A 15,631-nucleotide genomic window follows, 5' to 3' on the forward strand; every position below is an offset into this window, starting at 1 on the left:
GTCAGTTCCTCCGCGTGCCATCCGTGCGCTCGATGCGCACCACGTCGCCACCGTCCCCGCCCAAGCGCAGTTCAGCCGCACCGAACAGTCGATCGACGATGTAGTACGGCGAGCGGAAGCGGTAGTTCACCAGTTGCCCGTCGCCTTGCGCGCCGATCACGAACAGCGGCGGCAGCTCGCCTTGGGCGATGCCCGGCGGGAACTGGATATAGACCTTCTCGCCGTCGTCGAAAGCGCGCAGAGGCTTCCACGGCGGATTGCTGCCGCTGATCGCGTAGCGGAAGCGGATGCGCTCAAGCGACAGGCCGGTATCGACCGGCGCGGTCGCCTGCGCGGCCTGCGCCTGGCGCTGCAAGGCAAGCATCCGATCTCTCGGGTAATCCCAGGAAACCGATGCCATCCAGGCGCGTTCGGTCGAAGTCAGTTCCAGCAGGTACGTCCGGCGGCTGGTGGTGATGACCAGGTTCGTCTTCAACCCGGAACGGATCGGCTTCACCAGCACATTGATGCGCAGTTCGTCGCCGCTGCCGCTGGACGTGTCGCCGACGATCCAGCGCACGGTATCGCCGGCGGCGACCGTCACCAGTTCTTCGCCGGGCTGGAGCGAAATCACGGTCACGCGCCCCGGCGCGGCATAGACCTGATACAGCGCGCCGTCGGTGTACGGCCAGACCTGAATCGCGTTGACGTAGCCCTCGCGCGTGGGCGCAATGCGCGCCTCGGCATTGGCCTTCGATACGCGCACGGTTTCGTCGGTCGGCTCCGGCGCCGGCGGCGCTTCGTCCACCTCGGGCAGCGGTTTCAACTGCGCCGGCATCGGCAGCACCGTTGGCACCTCTACCACTTCGACCGGCTTGGGCGGTTCAGGCAACGGCTGGGCCTGCACGGGTTCATCGAGCGAAATGGTCGGCGGCGGCTTGCCCTGAGTGGCGCAGCCCGCCAGGACAAGAAGCATCAACGGCAAAGCGTAAAAGCGGAAAGGCAGGTTCATGGCTTGGCTCCTTCGGAAGAATCCAGCTCGCGGCTCCACGACAGGCCGTTGACGTAGATGCCCAGCGGGTTGTGGCGCAGACGTTCCTCGGTGCGCGGGGTTTGCAGCACGATGGACACCACGGCCGTCCACCGCTCCAGCCCGGCGGCCGCGCCATTGACGTAGCGGCGCTCCGTCCAGCGCACGTTGAAAGACGTGTCGCTGGCGCGCACGACACTGGTGATCTGCACCGTCACCGACTCGCGGCCGATGCGTGCGAACGGGTCGTTGGTGCGGGCGTGGTCGTTGAGCACGGCCGCGCCCCTGTCTGTGGTGTAGTCGTAGGCGTCCAGCCAGTTCTGCCGCACCACGATGGGGTCGATGGACAGCGATCGAACCAGCGTGATGAAGCGCGCGATGTGGTGCGCCGTCTGCGCGTCGTTGGGCTGGTACGGCGTGGCCGCTTCGCCCACGGCGCGTACCTGGCCGGCGTTGTCCACTTCCACGACATAAGGCGTGACGATGGACTGCGCCGAACGCCAGACCAGGCCGCCAGCCATCAGCAGCGCCAGCACCAGGCAGCCGAAGGCCATCAGCCGCCAGTTCTTCGCCTGCACGCGGGCCGAGCCGATACGCTCGTCCCACACCTGCGCGGCGGATTGGTATGGGGTGGCAGGCTGCGGCGTATCGGCATAGCGCACCTGCGGTCGCTTGAATCGCATGGTCGTCTCTCCTTATGAATCGGAATCGCGCAGGCTCGGGCCTTGCCCTGATCCACCACCATCGCCACCGCGCAGCGTGTGAGCGGTGGTGGTCGCGGCGTGGGTCATCTGCTGGCGGCGGTGCAGGCGCTTGGCCCAGGCCGGTTGCTTCTGCCCGGCGGCGGCCGGGGCATCGCCTTCGGCTGCGCTCCCTTGGGTGGCGGCGCCGCTGGTCGCTGCCGCACCGCCGCCAGAAGCCGGTGCCACGCCGTCGGCGCGGAAAGCGGCGGCTGTCCGGTCTTTGAGCGAACGCGCCCCGGCGGCGGCCTTCTGGCCGGCGGCCTGCGCGCCGGTCTTGGCGACGTTGCCCAGGCCCGCCATCGCGCCTTTGGCCCCGCCACCGGCTGCGGCGGAACCGGCCTGGAACGCCGACCGGGCGCTACCGGCCGTCGAGGCAGCGGCACGCGCACCGCTGCCGGCCAACTTGGCGGCGGCCGGCGCCATACGCGCCCCGGCCATGACCGCACCGCCCACACCAGTCGCGGCGGCGCCAATGGCAACGCCCGTGCCAACAGCGCCGACAGCGGCACCGGCCATCGCGCCCGCGCCAAGCTGCGGCGCACCGGACACGAGGCCCGTGGCGATGCCTGGCCCGAAGATGCCCAGCGCCAGCAGCGCAAGCGAGGCGAGCATCACGACCAGGGCATGGTCGATGGACGGTTCATCCGGCACGGTCTGGAACTCGGCGAACAGGCCCGAACCGATGCCGACGATCACGGCCAGCACCAGTACCTTGACGCCAGACGACACCACGTTGCCGAGCACCTTTTCCGCGAGGAACGAGGTCTTGTTCCAGAGCGCGAACGGCACCAGCACGAAGCCGGCGAGCGTGGTCAGCTTGAACTCGATCAACGTGATGAAAAGCTGCACCGCCAGCACGAAGAAGCAGAGGATCACCACCAGCCAGGCGAGGAACATCACCACGATGGGGTCGAGGTTCACGAACACCTCGGGGAAGCCGGCCATGTCGCCGATCTGCTCCAGAATCGGCGCACCCGCGTCGATGCCGGTCTTCGCCAACCGCCCCGGTTGCAGGAAGTTCTCCATCGTGATGGCCGAGCCGGTGGCCGTCAGGCCCAGGCCGGCGAACGAGCGGAACACGATGCCGGCCAGCCAGTTGAAGTTACCGATGATGTAGGCGAAGGCGCCGACGTAGAGCACCTTGCGCAGCAGCTTGGCGATCACGTCCTCGCCTTGGCCGGTGGCGTGGCTCATCGCCCAATACAGCCCGGCGATGGTCATGTCGATGACGATGAGCGTGGCGGTCAGGAACGCCACTTCGCCTTGCAACAGCCCGAAGCCCGAGTCGATGTAGCGCGAGAACGTGTCGAGGAAGCGGTCGATGATGGTCACGTCGTTCATGGCGCGTCCTCGTATGCAGGCAAGGCCGGTGTTTCGCCGCCATCGGCGGGTTCATCGAAGCTCGGCGGAATGGGCGGCAGATCGGCCAGCGTCCGGTATTCGTCCGGCCCGGTCTGGCCGGCGAAGAAGCGCCGCCGGAACGCTTCGGCGGCAGCGCGGCAGGCTTCCTCGCCCACGGCCTGCCGGTCGGCCGCGCATTGCGCGCGCAGCGCCTTGAGCCGCGCGGGATCGGCGGCCAAGGCATCGGCCAGGTCTTCGGCCTGCTGCTGGCCGCACGCGGTCAGCAGCAGGGCCAGCAGCGAAGCCGACAGAGCGAGGACGCATCGCATGGCTGTCTCCCGTCAGTTGCCGTAGAAGTCCACGCGCTGCGGCGTGTATGGCGTGCCGGTGCCGAGGAAGCGCCGCCGCACTTCGCGGGCGCGCTCGGTGGCCGCCGCCTGCCGCGCCAGTTCCAGCGAGGCCGCACGGTCTTGCGTGATCTGGAGCTGCTGCGCCTGGATGGACTGCTTGGCCTGCAAGGCAAGGAGCTGGTTCGTCGCCTGCATGGCTTGCAGCGCGCCGGTGGCGGACTGGCTCTGGCTGACCAGATCGGCCAGCGCGCTTTCGTCTTGGGTCAGGTTCTGCGACACCTGGGCTTGCATCCGCATGGCGGTGTGCAGGCCGTTCAAGCTGTTCTGCCAGCGTTCGCGGGCGTCCTGCGCCATGCGGTCGCCGCTGACGGTGGCGGCGTACTGCTCGGGATACAGGCGCGCGAACTCCCGATCCATGCTCGTCACGTCGTAGGCCAGCCCCTGCGCCTCGGCGATCAGGCGTTCGGTGGTGGCGAGCGTCGAGCGCAGACGGTTGACGATGTTGAAGTCCAGACGCGCCAGGTTGCGCGCCTGGTTCATTAGCATCTGTGCTTCGTTCTGGAGCTGGTTGATTTGGTTGTTGATCTGCTCAAGCGTGCGAACGGCGGTCAGCGTGTTCTGCACGAAGTTCGATGGATCGAACACAGTGATGGCGGCCGCCGGCTGTGCGAGCATCAGCGAGACAGACAGCGCGGCAGCGAGCGAGGCGGACAGCAAACGGGGCTTGGTCTTCATGGTGGAACCTCCAGTGGTTGGGCGTTGAGGAACGAAGCGGCCGCCGGTGCGGACGGCAGCAGGTCGGCGGCCCAATCAAGGCCGCGATGGCGCAGCCACGCGCCGGCGAAGCCGGGTGCGCCGGCCTGCGTCAGCACGCGGTCGATGTCGCGTTGGTCTTGCGGTGTGGATGCGCCCGCGAACGCGAGCGCGGCCGGCCCCAGGTCGAGGTCGAACAGGCGATTGCCGAGGCGCGATTGGTAGTAGTAGTCGCGCTTGGGCTGCGCGGTGGCGACGATTTCGATTTGCCGGCTGTTGAGGCCGAAGCCCTCGTAGATCGTGCGAATCTGCGGCTCGGTGGCCTGCGGGTTAGGTAAGAAAATCCTGCTCGCGCAGCTTTCGATGATCGCGGGCGCGATGGTCGAATCCTTGATGTCGGCCAGCGACTGCGTGGCGAAGATGACGCTGACGTTCTTTTTCCTGAGCGTCTTGAGCCATTGGCGGATGCGGGCCGCAAAGGACGGCTCATCGAGGAACAGCCACGCCTCATCGAGAATCAGCAGCGTGGGTGCGCCATCGAAACGCTCGTCGAAGCGGGCGAACAGGTAGCGCAGCACCGCTTGCACGGCGGCAGGGCTGTGCATCAGTTCTTCCATCTCGAAGCCCTGCACGTCGCCGAATCCGAGGCGGTCGGCGTCCGCATCCAGCAGTTTTCCGTGCGCACCGCCCAGGACATAAGGCGCGAGTGCCTGGCGCAGCGCGTTCGATTGCAGTAGCACGGAAAGCCCGGTCATCGTGCGCTGTTCCTGCGGCGCACCGGCGAGGCTGCCGAGAGCCGACCAGATGGCCACCTTCTCGTCCGGGCCGACGGTCACGCCCTCATGCAGCAGGCGACCTTCCACCCATTCGGCGGCCCAGGAGCGGTAGCCCTCGTGGTCGATGCGGGCGAGCGGCTGGAACGCGATGCCGCCATCGGCGCCCAGGTCGTAGTGCTCGCCGCCCAGGCCGAGGATGGTGGCGCGCATGGAGCGGCCCATGTCGAAGGCGAAGATCCGCGAGCCGAAGTAGCGGCGGAACTGCAAGGCCAGCGTCGCCAGCAGTACCGATTTGCCCATGCCGGTGGGGCCAGCGACCAGCGTGTGTCCCACGTCGCCGATGTGCGTGACCAGCCGGAACGGCGTCGCGCCATCGGTGCGGGTGACTATCAGCGGTGGGCCGTCGAGGTGGTCGTTCTTCTCCGGCCCGGCCCACACCGCCGACAGCGGCATCATGTGCGCGAGGTTCAGCGTCGAGACGATGGGCTGGCGCACGTTGGCATACGCATTGCCCGGCACCGACGACAGCCACGCATCCACGGCATTGAGCGTTTCGGGGATGGTGACGAAGCCGCGCCCCTGAATCACGCGCTCCACCATGCGCAGCTTTTCGTCGGCCACGGCCGGGTCGGCATCGAGCACCGTCACCGTGGCCGTGAGGTAGCCGAAGGCGACTTGATCGCTGCCCAGCTCCTGCATGGCGGCGTCCGCGTCGGCCGCCTTGTTGCTGGCGTCGGTATCGACCAGCGGGCTTTCCTGCTGGAAGATCGTTTCGCGCAGCAGCGCGATGACGTTCTTCCGCTTCGCAAACCATTGGCGGCGCAGGCGGCCCAGCTCCTTTTCCGCTTCGGCTTTGTCGAGGCAGAGGAACCGCGTACTCCAGCGATAGGCAAAGCCCAGGCGGTTTAGGTCGTCCAGCAAGCCCGGCCAAGTGGAAGTCGGAAAGCCCCGCACCGACACCACGCGCAGGTGCTGGTCGCCCAGCATAGGCGCGAGGCCGCCGACCAGGGCGGAATCGGCCAGCAGCGCGTCGAGGTGGAAAGGCACCTCGGGCACGGCCAGCCGGTAGCGCCGCGTCGAAACCGTGGCGTGCAGATAGGTCAGCGTCGCGGCATCGTCCAGCCAGGCGATCTCCGGCATCACGCCATCGAGCAGGTCAAAGCCCCGATCCGTTTCCGCCACGAAAGCATCGAGCCGACCGCGCCAGTCCACGCCATCGCCCGGCGCGTGCTCGTAGAGCAGCTTGGCCGCACGGGCGCGGGATTCCTCGGGCGGCAGATAGGCCAGCGTCAGGTGATAGGCACTCTCGAAGTGGTTGCCCGATTCCTCGAAGGCGGCGCGGCGTTCCTCGTCCACCAGCCAGGACAGCGGTTCGGGAAAGTCGGAATGCGGATAGTCCGCCGCCGGCTGGCGCTCGGCTTCCACGAACAGCGCCCAGCCTGAACCCAGCCGGCGCAGCGCGTTGTTCAGCCGCGCCGTGGTGGCGATCAACTCGCCCTGCGTGGCGCTGTCGAGGTCGGGGCCACGGAAACGGGCTGTACGCTGAAAGCTGCCGTCCTTGTTCAAGACGACACCCGGCGCGATCAACCCGGCCCAGGGAAGCCAATCGGCCAGCAGCGCGGGCCGCTGGCGGTATTCGGCAAGGTTCAGCATGGCGGCATCCCCCTACACGTCCAGCAACGGCTTGTGCTTGATGTGCCGGGCGAAGACCTGCATGAACTGCGGATCGACACGCGCGCCCCACACGGCCAGCGAGTGGCCGACGATCCAGAGCACGACACCGGGAATCCAGAGTTGCAGGCCCAGCCCGACGGCGGCGGCCAGCGTACCGTTGGCAATCGCCACGGTGCGCGGTGCGCCGCCCATGAGGATCAGCTCGGTCAGCGAGCGATGTAGCGGCACCTCGAAGCCGGCCGCGAAGCTGTCCGGCCCGCTCATACGACCGCCCCGCCAGAGAAGCTGAAGAACGACAGGAAGAACGAGGACGCGGCGAACGCGATGCTCAAACCGAAGACGATCTGGATGAGTTTGCGAAAGCCCCCCGACGTGTCGCCGAAGGCCAGCGCGAGGCCGGTTGCGATGATGATGATGACCGCGACGATGCGTGCCACCGGCCCCTGGATCGACTCCAGAATGGATTGCAGCGGGCCTTCCCACGGCATCGAGGAACCGGCGGCCTGCGCCGTTCCGGCCAGGAACAGCAGCAGCGCGGCCAGCAGCAGCCCTTGCCCCGCAGGGCGGGCCAGGCTGCGCAGCCGCACGAGGCCGGACAGGTGGAGAAGCGGATTTACGGAAAAGCGGAAAGCGTAAGCGTGCATCTGCGTCATGGCAGTTCTCCAGGTTGGTCAAGGGACGGGGAAGGCGCAGCGGCATCGGCTGCGAGAGGCACCGGCATCAGCTCGGGAAACGGTGTTTCCAGCGCGTCCGCCAGGCGGTAGCCCACACCGTCAAATCCGACGACGCGGGCGATGCTTTCGACGCGGCGCTTGCGGCCGCGTCCGGCGATGTGGATGACGACGTTGACCGCCTCGGCGATCAGCGCACGCGGCGGGTTCACCGCGACTTCGAGAATCAACTGTTCGAGGCGCAGCAATGCGCCCAGCGCGGAACCGGAGTGGATGGTGGCAATGCCACCCGGATGGCCGGTGCCCCACACCTTCACCAAGTCCAGGGCTTCGCCGCCGCGCACCTCGCCGACGATCACGCGGTCGGGGCGCAGGCGCATCGTGGCGCGCACCAGTTCGGTCATGGACACGACGCCAGCACGGGTGCGCAGCGGCACATGGTCGCGGGCGGCACATTGCAGCTCTATCGTGTCTTCGAGCACCAGCACGCGGTCGCCAGTGGCGGCGATTTCCGCAAGCAAGGCATTGGCAAGTGTGGTCTTGCCGCTGCTCGTTGCCCCGGCGATCAGGATGTTCTGGCGCTCGCGCACCGCGCGGCGCAGGAACTCGGCCTGCCCGGTGGTCAGGATGCCGTCGGCCACATAACGATCCAGGCCGATGATGCTCACGGCACGCTTGCGCAGCGCGAAGGCCGAGCCAGGCGCAGCCGGCGGCAAGATGCCCTCGAACCGCTCGCCGGTTTCGGGCAGCTCGGCGGTCAGCAGCGGCCGCCCGCGATGCACCTCTGCGCCGACGTGCGCGGCCACCAGGCGAATGATGCGTTCGCCATCGTCTTCGGACAGTTCCACGCCCAGCGGCGTGCGGCCCGACGACAGCCGATCCACCCATAGGGTGCGGTCGGGGTTGAGCATGATTTCCACCACGTCCGGGTCGGCCAGCGCAGCGGCGATGACTGGCCCCATTGCCGTGCGCAGCATCTGGATACGGCGATCCAGCGAAGCCGCGGTGGATGAGCGTTCGGGCGGGGTGTGCGGAACGGAGCTCATAAGGCACGCTCCGCAGTTCGTTCGTGGGCTTCGGCCAGCGCAGTTGCGTCGTCCATCCGCACCGGGTCAGGATGCAGTTCCTCCACCACGTTGCGCACCAGGCTTCGGCCACGCAGCAGGTGGCGGCCAAGTTGCTCCACGAATTGCTCGAAACGCGCCTTGCCCTGGGCGCGGGCCGCATCCTGATGGGCTTCGGGAACCGGCGTGCTGACGGTCAGGAAGTAGCGAATGAACAGCGCCAGCGTTTCGATCTGGATGTTCTGGTCGCGCTCCATGCGCTCGGTCTGCCGCGACAGGCGATCGAGCCGCTTGGCGATGGCCGCCTCGCGCTGATCGGCTGCATCGGGCGATAGCCACGATGCGAGCGCCGCCGCGACGATGGATGACTTGGACACGCCTTTCTTGGCGGCCAGTTCTTCGAGGCGCTTGGCGTGCTCGGGCTGGATGAACAGATTGAGGCGGTACTGGCTCATAGGTCAATTCCGTCGTTGGGGTCGAGGGAAGCCAGCCGGGCCGTGCGCTGCATCGCTGGGTCGAGCTGGCCGGGGAGAGAAGCAAAACCGGGCAGCGTCAGGTCGTCGTCGTCATCGAGCAGCGCCAGGTCGTTGCCGGCGAGCTGCGGTTCGGGGCTGTATTCGGCGACTTCGGATAGCTCCGGCTGGCGGCGCGGGCCGCCGTCGTCGGCGGTGCAGCCCAAGCCTTCGGCGGCGGCACTGGTGGCCACTGCGGGGACAGAGGGGATCGCCAGGCCGCTCCAGTCGTCAGGCCGGGCCGGTGGCACATCGGCGTACTGCCCGGCCGCAAGCGCGGGCGGCGGCAATACGCGGCTCTTGAAATTGGCGTCGGCGTAGTAGCGCAGTTTCTTCGCCTTGATCGGCGCGACGCTGGACACCATCACCACGGCTTCGTCGGTCGGAAGCTGCATGACTTCGCCGGGCGTCAGCAGCGGGCGGGCCGTCTCCTGCCGCGACACCATGAGATGCCCCAGCCACGGCGCGAGCCGATGACCCGCGTAGTTGCGCTGCGCGCGCAGCTCGGTGGCGGTGCCGAGCGTTTCGGATACTCGTTTCGCGGTTCGTTCGTCGTTGGTTGAGAACGTCACTCGGACGTGGCAGTTGTCCAGAATCGAATGGTTCTGGCCGTAGGCTTTGTCGATCTGGTTGAGCGACTGCGCGATGAGGAAGCTGCGGATGCCGTAGCCGGCCATGAAGGCAAGCGCCGTCTCGAAGAAATCGAGCCGACCCAAGGCCGGAAACTCATCGAGCATCAGCAGCAACTTGTGGCGGCGCTTGATGCCGTCAGAACCGTCGAGCGATTCGGTGAGCCGTCGCCCGATCTGGTTGAGGATCAGGCGAATGAGCGGTTTGGTGCGGGAAATGTCCGAGGGCGGCACTACCAGATACAGCGAGACGGGATGCTCGGATGCGATCAGGTCGGCGATGCGCCAGTCGCAGCGCGAGGTGACTTCGGCCACCGTGGGGTCGCGGTACAGACCGAGGAACGACATGGCGGTGCTCAACACGCCCGAACGCTCGTTGTCCGACTTGTTGAGCACTTCGCGGGCAGCGGACGCGACAACCGGGTGCGGTGCATCGGCCAGGTGCTTCGTCGTCATCATCCGGTGCAAGGTCAGCTCGAACGGGCTGGCCGGGTCGGAGAGGAAGTTGGCAACGCCGCGCAGCGTCTTGTCCTTGCCCGCATAGAGCACATGCAGGATGGCTCCGACCAGCAGCGCGTGGCTGGTCTTCTCCCAGTGGTTGCGCTTCTCCAGCGCCCCTTCGGGGTCAACGAGAATGTCCGCGATGTTCTGCACGTCGCGCACTTCATGCGCGCCGCGCCGTACTTCCAGCAGCGGGTTGTAGGCTGCCGACTTTGCATCGGTCGGGTTGAACAGCAGGCAATGTGAGAAACACGAGCGCCAGCCGGCGGTGATCTGCCAGTTCTCGCCTTTAATGTCGTGAATGACGGCGGATGCGGGCCACGAAAGCAGCGTGGGCACCACCAGGCCGACGCCTTTGCCCGAGCGCGTGGGCGCGAAGGTCAGGACGTGTTCCGGGCCTTCGTGGCGCAGGTACTCGTTGCGGTACTTGCCCAGGAACACGCCAGCCGGTTGCGTCAGCCCGGCCTTGCGAACGTCATCCGCTTCGGCCCAGCGTGCCGAGCCGTATGTGGTGACAAGGCGCGATTGCCGGGAGCGCCACACCGACATGGCGATGGCGACCACCACCGCCACCAAGCCGCTACCGCCCGCGATGGCCCCGCCAATATCGAAGACATGCGGCGCGTAGGCATCGAAGAAAAACCACCACTCGAACAGCCGCCAGGGGTGATAGACCGGCGTGCCGAAGAAATCAAACCAGGGCGAGCCAAGGCGTAGTTGATAGCCCAGGGCGGCTGCTGTCCATTGCGTTGCACTCCATACGCCGGCGATCACGATGCCGAAGACGGCGGCGATCTGCCCGAACAGCACGCCCTGAGCTTGCATGACTGACCTCCGATTCCTGCGCTATTCCTCGTTCAAGAGCGGCACAAGGACGTGCCGCATAGCGTGAGAATCGGTGCCGGGTCAGTGCCGGTCAAAGACCGTTATCGGAAGCAAGATGATGCAAAAAGCATCGTTTCAGGCTGCAAAGAAACCAGTAAAAACACCGCAGGCGCGAGCGTGCTGCGGCGTGTTGGCAAAGAAGACAGGATTTTTGCGAAAGACTGCGATCAGAACTTCGGTGGCGTTTCCAATGGCGTGTAGGGTGTCTTGCCGTCGCCATAGAACCGCTTGCGCGTGGCTTCGGCTACCCGGTTGCACAACATGTCGCCAAGCGTCGCGCGGTCGGTTTTGCATTGCTGGCGTAGTTCCTTCAACCGTGCCGGGTCGGCAGCCAGTTCCTCCACGGTCGGTACGTTGGCCTGCTTGGGTGTCTCCGACGGGCCGCAGGCCGTTAGCACGGCGACCACAAGCATAGGTGTTATTCGCTTCATAGCTCGAATTCCTCCTGTGATTCGGACTGAGGTGGCGGCACGGGCCTCCCACCTTCGGGCAAGTCGATCACCTGCACCCGTTCGATGAATCGGGACAACACTTCCGAACGCTCGTCTTCGCGTCGCAACAAGTAGGTTGTCAGCATTGGCGAGCGGCCCGCCAAGGGCCGGGCCACAACGCCAGGTTCCCGGTTGGACACGATATGCGGAGCACCAGCCAGCCCCAGGGCGAAGCCGGCCGATACGACCACCATCATCAAGTCGAATGAGGCAACACGTTCGACGATCAGAGGCTCCCGGTCAGAGCGGCGCAGCACACGTTCAACCTGTCGCGCGTAGCCCTCACATGCTTGCGGGTCGCAGAGAACCAGCGGAAAGTGCAGCACTTCGTCCAGCGGGATGCGTCGGTGCTTGAGCAAATGATGGCGTGCTGGCACCGCCACCATCAGCGGGTCATTCCACACGGCTTCGGCGGCGATACCTTCGCCTACTTCATCCGATTGCGCGAAGCCCACGTCGTACAAGTCGTCTTGCAGCCCCTTGATTTGCTGCGACAAGGGCACCTGAAACAGCCGGATATCGACTTCTGGTTCCTCCTGCCGGCAAAGTGCGAGCAAGGTCGGTAGGCGCGGCGGCGTGATGCCATCGGACAGGGCAATACGCAACTGGCCGTGGAAGCCATTGGCCGCAGCCTTCACGCTGTCGCGGGCCTGCTGCAAGGCAGCGAACACGCGCGGAACATGCTCCAAAAACAGCTTGCCCGCCCGCGTCAGGCGCGTGCTTCGGCTGGTTCGGACAAACAACTGTTCACCCAAGTCTTCCTCCAACTCCTTGATAGTGCGCGACAGCGGTGACTGCTCGATATGCAGTCTCTCAGCCGCGCGGGCGAAGTGGAGTTCTTCAGCGACTGCAATGAAGTAACGCAGATGTCGTAATTGCATGGCCGCTCACGATTTCTTCGATTCTGCATCGCTGCATTTCGGCAGCGCAGCGGGTTTTTCCATCAAGACGAAAACCAAGACAGCGAGCAGCGCCCCGGATAACGGTGCCAGCCAATAGATCCAGTGGTTTTCCCAGTGATGGCTGAACAGCGCAGGCCCAAAACTTCGCGCCGGATTCATGCCTGCGCCTGTGATGTGTCCACCGACCAGTGCCCCCAAGAACACCACCGAACCAATGATCAGTGCACTGGTAGTTCGCAGCACGGTCAAAACCAGGAAAAAAGTCAGAATTGTCTCCACCATGAAACCGTTCGCCAGGCTGACGCCGGTGCCGATTCGGGTGGTGCCCGCTTCGATCCGTTGCCAGAAGAGGGCGAACAAAGTGGCCGACGCCAGACAGGCGCCAATGATTTGCGCGATGTGTAATAGAGCAGGCATCTATACGAACACCTGCCAGTAGCGCAGAGCGAAAGTGTCACCACGGGGTTAAGGTGGGCACTGCTTGACGTCGAAATACCGCCAATGATGCAGGTCACGCTGACCCCAAATGCAAGCGCAACGCCGAGATAACTGACCGCGTCACCTTGCTTGCTCAGTATCGCTGCGCCCGCCCCGATAAAAATCAGCGCGAAAACCCCAATCAATTCGGACAGAAAATATTTCCACTGTGTAGGAAGCATACGAACTCCTCCGTGGACTACCCGTTCTTGTTCAATGCAGCGCCCCTTTTACGCAGCATTCCTATCCTCTTTCGCTTGAAAACGCCGAGATCAGGAAGGCATGATCGGCCGTCCTGATCTCACTTCGTGTTGCACGCAAAATGGGGGCTCCTAGCATCCGCACCCAGCGGGGCCGCAAACGCCCACATCGGCCAGCGTCGGCACTGACTCAATCTGCGGCGTACCACACTGGAAAAGGCCATAGTGTCGGCGGCCGTCGCCAATCACATCGAACAAGATCCGATAACGACTCTTGCTGATCATGTCGGCCGTATTGCGACATACCGGTACCGCCCGACCGGTATCGAAAGCATGGCCGTTGTCCAGCACGAATCGGTCGGGGGCTTCCGGCAGGTTGCCTTTGTAGATGGCAACCTGCCCGTAATCCTCGCAACGGTCTTCCAAATCCATCTTGAACAGGCGCAAGGTGATCGAGTACAACTTGGCGCCCCCGAGCTTTGCTTCGATGGCGGGATTGGCGATGGTCTTCAGGCTCTTGGCGGTAACTCGCACATCAAGGAAGCCGGCAGCCTGTGCCAAACGCACGAAGTCCTCGAAATACAGCGCATCACCGATGCACTCGCCGACGATAAGCGGATCGTCTTTCAACCCAGGGGCTAGCCTGCGGTCCGAGAAGATATCGGCGAAGTAGATTTCGCCGCCAGGCTTGAGCAGTTTGGCCATACCTGCCAGCACATCGGCCTTGGTCATCGACAGGTTGATCACGCAGTTGGAAACGATGACATCTATGCTCTCCGGCGGCAGGTCGAGCTGATCCAGGGCTTCGATATTGCCTTGCAGGAAGCGGACGTTGCTTTCGGTGTGGCCGAAGACCTTGCGGTGGTGCTCCACATAGCTCTGCGCGAAAGCGATCTGTTCGGCTGTGGCGTCCACACCGATGACCTTGCCTCGCTCGCCCACCAGGCTAGACAGCACGAAGCAGTCGCGTCCGCCGCCGCAGCCCAGGTCCATCACGGTTGCGCCCTCCAGCAGCGGGGGGAAGGGCGCACCACAACCGTAGAAGCGCATCTGCACATCGTCGTGTATTTGCGTCAGGATAGCTTTGATGGCGTCTGATGGCGGCTCGTCCGCTGTGCAGACATTGGTCGCCAAATCTTGCTTATCCGTCAAGGTGTCCCCGTAGTAGTGCTGAACTTCCTCGATCCGCCGTTCCAGGGTTGGAGCTTGATTGTTCATGGACTGTCTTCCTTTGAGTTGAAGGGTTTAAGGTCAGTGGGCAGCCATGCGGCCCAACAAGTCGATGCCGACAGGCTCCTGCGCCTGCAACGGAATCATGGCGAAGCGATGGGCATGCTGGCCGCGCGCGTCGGCAATCAGCGGCAGTTCGCGGTTGGCGCGCGTCACCAGGAATGGCGATGCCGGACGGGCGGCAGCCAAGCTGTTGTTGATCACCCTAGCCCAAGGCTCAATCTACGCGCGGAGCATGTCGTGTTGCAGGCTCACCGTTTCCAGCACCGGCGTGGTTTCCACCTTGATAGGTCGATTGGGCTACCGGGCGGCAGGTGGCTGCTGAGTGGCATCATCGTCCTTGACCTCCTCAATGCGCACCGCGCAACATGCGGATTTCTTGGCGACGGGCATTGGGGTCATTTCCGTCTTGGGCACTTCTTCGATGCGCACCGCGCAGCAAGCCGAGTCCTCCTGCTTACCAAACAAACGCGCTATAAAGCCCTTTTTCTCTGACATGGTCTTTCTCCTTCAAATAAACAACAGATTGGCGACGTAACCCACGCTGATGGCGACCGTGAAGATCGTCAGCACGAACACTGCCACCAGTCGGGGCCGGAAGATCGTGTTGAGCAGCGTGACTTCGGGAATGCTGGCACCTGCGCCAGCGATGATCAGCGCCGCTACCGCGCCGATGCTCATGCCTTGGGACTGCAAGGCCATACCAATCGGAATCAGGGTTTCAGCGCGGATGTATAGCGGCACACCGATAGCAGCGGCCACGGGAATTGCGAACGGGTTGTCGGCACCTGCCATAGTGGCGATCCACTCGCCGGGTACCACGCCATAAATTAGCGCGCCAATGCCCGCGCCGATCAGCAGGTAGGGCAAGGAAGTCTTGAACAAAGCAAAGGCCGCGCTGCCAGCTCGGCGCAGGCGCGATTTGAAGTCGGTCGGCCCTGCAATTTCGCTCTCGCCCACCACACGCACCTTCTTTACGTCGCGCTCCAGGCCAAAGAGCTGCCAGACCGCGCCCACTGCCACCGCCAGCACAAAGGACGCGGCGCCATAGAAGACGGTGAACTTCCAGCCGAACAACGTGACCAGTAAGCCCAGGATCACCGGATTGAGGATGGGCGAGGAAACTAGAAAGGACATGGTGGCGCCAAATGGCGCACCGGCGTTGAGCAAGCCGACCGTGACCGGAATGGTCGAGCAGGAGCAAAACGGCGTGACTGCCCCCAGCCCGGCACCGACGATGTTGCCACGCAGGCCTCGCCCGGTCAGCAGGCGTTGCACCGTGCTGGCTGGTACATACTCCTGCATCATCGCCACCATGAAACTGACGACGAAGAACAGCGCGATGAGCTCGGCGCTGATCATGGCGAAGAACTGCAGGGTTTCGGTGAGTGTGTTCAGGTTCATTATATATTCCTGATCAATG

The 15,631-nt window shown here is 64.7% G+C and carries 17 protein-coding genes and 1 pseudogene; all 18 read right to left on the bottom strand.

Going from position 1 to position 15,631, the window contains the following annotated elements; genetic code table 11:
• Nucleotide 1 precedes the first annotated feature (1 nt).
• Nucleotides 2-991 carry a P-type conjugative transfer protein TrbG gene (gene trbG / locus AC1Q5B_RS15075; RefSeq protein ID WP_313215882.1) on the bottom strand — a complete coding sequence of 330 codons (990 nt, stop codon included), beginning with the start codon at nt 989-991 and terminating at the stop codon, nt 2-4.
• On the bottom strand, nt 988-1,692 hold the full coding sequence (gene trbF, locus AC1Q5B_RS15080; RefSeq protein WP_105029022.1) for a conjugal transfer protein TrbF: 705 nt from the start codon (nt 1,690-1,692) through the stop codon (nt 988-990). Before trbF ends, trbG begins: the two co-directional genes overlap by 4 nt.
• A gap of 12 nt (nt 1,693-1,704) precedes the next feature.
• On the bottom strand, nt 1,705-3,093 hold the full coding sequence (trbL, locus tag AC1Q5B_RS15085) for a P-type conjugative transfer protein TrbL (RefSeq protein ID WP_313215885.1): 1,389 nt from the start codon (nt 3,091-3,093) through the stop codon (nt 1,705-1,707).
• Nucleotides 3,090-3,422, bottom strand: coding sequence for a hypothetical protein (locus tag AC1Q5B_RS15090; protein ID WP_313215887.1), 333 nt, complete (start codon nt 3,420-3,422; stop codon nt 3,090-3,092). The genes trbL and AC1Q5B_RS15090 overlap by 4 nt, the downstream gene beginning before the upstream one ends.
• A gap of 12 nt (nt 3,423-3,434) precedes the next feature.
• Nucleotides 3,435-4,178, bottom strand: coding sequence for a P-type conjugative transfer protein TrbJ (gene trbJ / locus AC1Q5B_RS15095; RefSeq protein ID WP_218368316.1), 744 nt, complete (start codon nt 4,176-4,178; stop codon nt 3,435-3,437).
• Nucleotides 4,175-6,625: a conjugal transfer protein TrbE gene (gene trbE / locus AC1Q5B_RS15100; protein ID WP_313215892.1), complete on the bottom strand. Its 2,451-nt coding sequence runs from the start codon at nt 6,623-6,625 to the stop codon at nt 4,175-4,177. The genes trbJ and trbE overlap by 4 nt, the downstream gene beginning before the upstream one ends.
• A 12-nt stretch (nt 6,626-6,637) precedes the next feature.
• Nucleotides 6,638-6,910 (bottom strand): VirB3 family type IV secretion system protein, encoded by a 273-nt coding sequence (locus AC1Q5B_RS15105; protein ID WP_105029020.1) that lies wholly within the window; start codon nt 6,908-6,910, stop codon nt 6,638-6,640.
• Nucleotides 6,907-7,299, bottom strand: a complete 393-nt coding sequence (locus AC1Q5B_RS15110) for a TrbC/VirB2 family type IV secretion system protein (protein ID WP_108497794.1) — start codon at nt 7,297-7,299, stop codon at nt 6,907-6,909. Before AC1Q5B_RS15110 ends, AC1Q5B_RS15105 begins: the two co-directional genes overlap by 4 nt.
• Nucleotides 7,296-8,294, bottom strand: coding sequence for a P-type conjugative transfer ATPase TrbB (gene trbB, locus AC1Q5B_RS15115; protein ID WP_425541380.1), 999 nt, complete (start codon nt 8,292-8,294; stop codon nt 7,296-7,298). The genes AC1Q5B_RS15110 and trbB overlap by 4 nt, the downstream gene beginning before the upstream one ends.
• A gap of 65 nt (nt 8,295-8,359) precedes the next feature.
• Nucleotides 8,360-8,836 (bottom strand): ribbon-helix-helix protein, CopG family, encoded by a 477-nt coding sequence (locus tag AC1Q5B_RS15120; RefSeq protein WP_108497796.1) that lies wholly within the window; start codon nt 8,834-8,836, stop codon nt 8,360-8,362.
• Nucleotides 8,833-10,848: a conjugal transfer protein TraG gene (locus AC1Q5B_RS15125; RefSeq protein ID WP_108497797.1), complete on the bottom strand. Its 2,016-nt coding sequence runs from the start codon at nt 10,846-10,848 to the stop codon at nt 8,833-8,835. Before AC1Q5B_RS15125 ends, AC1Q5B_RS15120 begins: the two co-directional genes overlap by 4 nt.
• Nucleotides 10,849-11,075: 227 nt before the next feature.
• The gene (locus AC1Q5B_RS15130; RefSeq protein ID WP_425600519.1) at nt 11,076-11,321 is read right to left on the bottom strand and encodes an EexN family lipoprotein; all 246 of its coding nucleotides are present in this window, start codon (nt 11,319-11,321) and stop codon (nt 11,076-11,078) included.
• 14 nt (nt 11,322-11,335) lie between these two features.
• Entirely contained in the window at nt 11,336-12,280 is a 945-nt protein-coding gene (locus AC1Q5B_RS15135; protein WP_044314813.1) for a LysR family transcriptional regulator, read from the bottom strand.
• Nucleotides 12,281-12,286: 6 nt separating this feature from the next.
• A pseudogene (locus tag AC1Q5B_RS15140) lies at nt 12,287-12,960 on the bottom strand (MIP/aquaporin family protein).
• Between the two features lie 150 nt (nt 12,961-13,110).
• Complete coding sequence (locus AC1Q5B_RS15145; protein ID WP_044314812.1) at nt 13,111-14,196, bottom strand: methyltransferase domain-containing protein; 1,086 nt, start codon at nt 14,194-14,196, stop codon at nt 13,111-13,113.
• Nucleotides 14,197-14,229: 33 nt separating this feature from the next.
• Nucleotides 14,230-14,397 (bottom strand): hypothetical protein, encoded by a 168-nt coding sequence (locus AC1Q5B_RS15150; protein WP_492632398.1) that lies wholly within the window; start codon nt 14,395-14,397, stop codon nt 14,230-14,232.
• A gap of 111 nt (nt 14,398-14,508) precedes the next feature.
• Entirely contained in the window at nt 14,509-14,706 is a 198-nt protein-coding gene (locus tag AC1Q5B_RS15155) for a hypothetical protein (protein WP_044314810.1), read from the bottom strand.
• 12 nt (nt 14,707-14,718) lie between these two features.
• Nucleotides 14,719-15,612 (bottom strand): permease, encoded by an 894-nt coding sequence (locus AC1Q5B_RS15160; RefSeq protein ID WP_033946864.1) that lies wholly within the window; start codon nt 15,610-15,612, stop codon nt 14,719-14,721.
• Between the last annotated feature and the right edge of the window lie 19 nt (nt 15,613-15,631).

The sequence above is a fragment of the Pseudoxanthomonas sp. GW835-FHT14C01 genome (assembly GCF_058793715.1).

What these genes read in the sequence shown, in the direction of transcription:
- trbG (WP_313215882.1), bottom strand. Translation starts at nt 991, where the DNA reads ATGAACCTGCCTTTCCGCTTTTACGCTTTGCCGTTGATGCTTCTTGTC.
- trbF (WP_105029022.1), bottom strand. Translation starts at nt 1,692, where the DNA reads ATGCGATTCAAGCGACCGCAGGTGCGCTATGCCGATACGCCGCAGCCT.
- trbL (WP_313215885.1), bottom strand. Translation starts at nt 3,093, where the DNA reads ATGAACGACGTGACCATCATCGACCGCTTCCTCGACACGTTCTCGCGC.
- AC1Q5B_RS15090 (WP_313215887.1), bottom strand. Translation starts at nt 3,422, where the DNA reads ATGCGATGCGTCCTCGCTCTGTCGGCTTCGCTGCTGGCCCTGCTGCTG.
- trbJ (WP_218368316.1), bottom strand. Translation starts at nt 4,178, where the DNA reads ATGAAGACCAAGCCCCGTTTGCTGTCCGCCTCGCTCGCTGCCGCGCTG.
- trbE (WP_313215892.1), bottom strand. Translation starts at nt 6,625, where the DNA reads ATGCTGAACCTTGCCGAATACCGCCAGCGGCCCGCGCTGCTGGCCGAT.
- AC1Q5B_RS15105 (WP_105029020.1), bottom strand. Translation starts at nt 6,910, where the DNA reads ATGAGCGGGCCGGACAGCTTCGCGGCCGGCTTCGAGGTGCCGCTACAT.
- AC1Q5B_RS15110 (WP_108497794.1), bottom strand. Translation starts at nt 7,299, where the DNA reads ATGACGCAGATGCACGCTTACGCTTTCCGCTTTTCCGTAAATCCGCTT.
- trbB (WP_425541380.1), bottom strand. Translation starts at nt 8,294, where the DNA reads ATGCTGCGCACGGCAATGGGGCCAGTCATCGCCGCTGCGCTGGCCGAC.
- AC1Q5B_RS15120 (WP_108497796.1), bottom strand. Translation starts at nt 8,836, where the DNA reads ATGAGCCAGTACCGCCTCAATCTGTTCATCCAGCCCGAGCACGCCAAG.
- AC1Q5B_RS15125 (WP_108497797.1), bottom strand. Translation starts at nt 10,848, where the DNA reads ATGCAAGCTCAGGGCGTGCTGTTCGGGCAGATCGCCGCCGTCTTCGGC.
- AC1Q5B_RS15130 (WP_425600519.1), bottom strand. Translation starts at nt 11,321, where the DNA reads ATGCTTGTGGTCGCCGTGCTAACGGCCTGCGGCCCGTCGGAGACACCC.
- AC1Q5B_RS15135 (WP_044314813.1), bottom strand. Translation starts at nt 12,280, where the DNA reads ATGCAATTACGACATCTGCGTTACTTCATTGCAGTCGCTGAAGAACTC.
- AC1Q5B_RS15145 (WP_044314812.1), bottom strand. Translation starts at nt 14,196, where the DNA reads ATGAACAATCAAGCTCCAACCCTGGAACGGCGGATCGAGGAAGTTCAG.
- AC1Q5B_RS15155 (WP_044314810.1), bottom strand. Translation starts at nt 14,706, where the DNA reads ATGTCAGAGAAAAAGGGCTTTATAGCGCGTTTGTTTGGTAAGCAGGAG.
- AC1Q5B_RS15160 (WP_033946864.1), bottom strand. Translation starts at nt 15,612, where the DNA reads ATGAACCTGAACACACTCACCGAAACCCTGCAGTTCTTCGCCATGATC.